This window comes from Bacillus sp. HY001 (assembly GCF_007558965.1).
Taxonomy (GTDB): Bacteria; Bacillota; Bacilli; order Bacillales; family Bacillaceae_G; genus Bacillus_A; species Bacillus_A mobilis.
This window is the reverse complement of the sequence record NZ_VLTE01000208.1, coordinates 1-1,664: the sequence shown is the minus strand read 5'-3', so window position 1 is coordinate 1,664 and position 1,664 is coordinate 1. Positions and strand designations below refer to the sequence as shown.

General features: G+C 30.2%; 2 protein-coding genes and 1 pseudogene. 2 read left to right on the top strand and 1 reads right to left on the bottom strand.

Annotated elements, in window-relative coordinates; all coding sequences use genetic code 11:
- Together FOT98_RS30480 and FOT98_RS30475 are read left to right on the top strand one after the other, a co-directional pair.
- Nucleotides 1-222, top strand: a pseudogene (locus FOT98_RS30480) (transposase); the annotation flags it as partial.
- Nucleotides 223-243: 21 nt separating this feature from the next.
- Complete coding sequence (locus FOT98_RS30475) at nucleotides 244-756, top strand: helix-turn-helix domain-containing protein (RefSeq protein ID WP_078383742.1); 513 nt, start codon at nucleotides 244-246, stop codon at nucleotides 754-756.
- A 288-nt stretch (nucleotides 757-1,044) separates the two neighbouring features.
- Here FOT98_RS30475 and FOT98_RS30470 read toward each other — a convergent pair whose 3' ends face one another.
- On the bottom strand, nucleotides 1,045-1,299 hold the full coding sequence (locus FOT98_RS30470; RefSeq protein ID WP_000045595.1) for a hypothetical protein: 255 nt from the start codon (nucleotides 1,297-1,299) through the stop codon (nucleotides 1,045-1,047).
- Nucleotides 1,300-1,664 lie beyond the last annotated feature (365 nt).

The following is a 1,664-nucleotide window of genomic DNA, read 5'->3' as shown; positions in this document are numbered from 1 at the left end:
TACAAACATTGTAAAGGTTGTCCCATTTTCGATTCCATCCGAGAGAAAGGAGAGCAATTGAATTCTTTATCGAAAAAGAGTACATTTAATAAGGTACGAGAACGTTATATGGAGAATCCATTTAAGTATTTGCAGTATAAGGAGTACTCAATTACAGATGTAGTAAAAGAAACAGGTTTAACAAAGTATCAACTAAGAAAATTCAAACAACAGCTAGAATGAAAGTTTCGGACGAGGTGAGAAATGGACTATTTATCTTTAGAAGAGGTATGCGGTAGGGTAGGTTTAACAAAAAATCAATTAGGCTATTTAATTAAGTATAAACAGATCGAACCTATCAATCTGGCGACCTGGAAAGCAGATGGCGGATATCGCTTTGAGCAAGAAGATGTAAAAAAGTTAGAGGAATTATACAAAGACTCTTTAACGTTAAAAGAAGCAGCTGAATTTCTAAATAAGTCTAAGACTTACGTTCATAATGCCGCTAAAGACGGGATATTGCCCTTTAAAGAGATTGCTAAAGGGAAATCTACTGAACGATTGTACTTAAAAAAGGATTTGGAAGTTTTCAAAGAAAAAATTGAAAACAAATCAAAAGAGGAATTAAAAGAAAAAAAGCAGCATTTAAGTCTCTATCTTGATGAAAAGGTGGTAGAAGCAATAAAGAAAAAGGCTGCAAAGAAAGGGTATAATGGCTACAAGAAGTTTGCTGAAGACATTTTATCCGCAGAAGTAAAAGAAGACATAGAAGAATAGAATTCTAGAGAGAATAGATCCCTGAAAAACGAAAAAACGTTATAAGGGGTCTATTTTTGTTTTTAAGGAGTTTTTTAACTCTCTAATCTTATTGCATTACATAGATAATCAACGTTCTTTATAAATGAATTTGAGAGCCCTTTTTTTGAGTGTGTCTCAAAAAAATTCTCTTAAAATACAAAAAAAGTAACATATATACTATATATGGAAAACGGTGGAGGGGGCGATAAAAAATTTAAGACGATTTTATTCAAAGTAAAAAAGCACTCGAATTGAGTGCTTTTTTTATCATTTATCTGGTACATAACATGTGTTGTTATCCATGTAGCATTTTTCTATCTTTGTTTTAGTATTCCCTTTTTTATCTCTGTAAAAAATTTTAACTGTCCCCTTAGCGCCATTATAATCAAATTCATATGCATTAGGGTATTTGTCTCTAACCCATATTAATCCTGAACCAGCACTTGCCGGCATTGCAGAAATAAGTAATGCAGATGTTAAACTTAGCGCCCCAACTATCTTTTTAATTTTTGACTTTGACATAAATAATCCCCCTTATTATTTTATTAACTTATTAGGATAATGTAACTAATAGGTTAATAAAATGGTAACATATACCACAAATATTTAAAATCGTTAAAACTTGATAAATAAATATTATAAAATTCGAAAAACAATTACTATTTCTAATAAAATTTAAGGGTAAGTGTAAAAAACCTTTAAGTAAACATATTTTAATTATAGTAAACTAGATTATTTGAAAATGAATGTATCATTGTGGATTCTCTATTTAAATAAATAGGAATATGATAAAATAGAAGTATAACTGTATATCGTGTGAAGGTGGGCTTGTTATTATCCCTTCTTTCCATTTGGAAGGAAAGGGGGTGATATAACATGGAATTTTT

Excerpts from the sequence above, each read along its gene's own strand:
- FOT98_RS30475 (WP_078383742.1), top strand. The coding sequence starts at position 244 with ATGGACTATTTATCTTTAGAAGAGGTATGCGGTAGGGTAGGTTTAACA.
- FOT98_RS30470 (WP_000045595.1), bottom strand. The coding sequence starts at position 1,299 with ATGTCAAAGTCAAAAATTAAAAAGATAGTTGGGGCGCTAAGTTTAACA.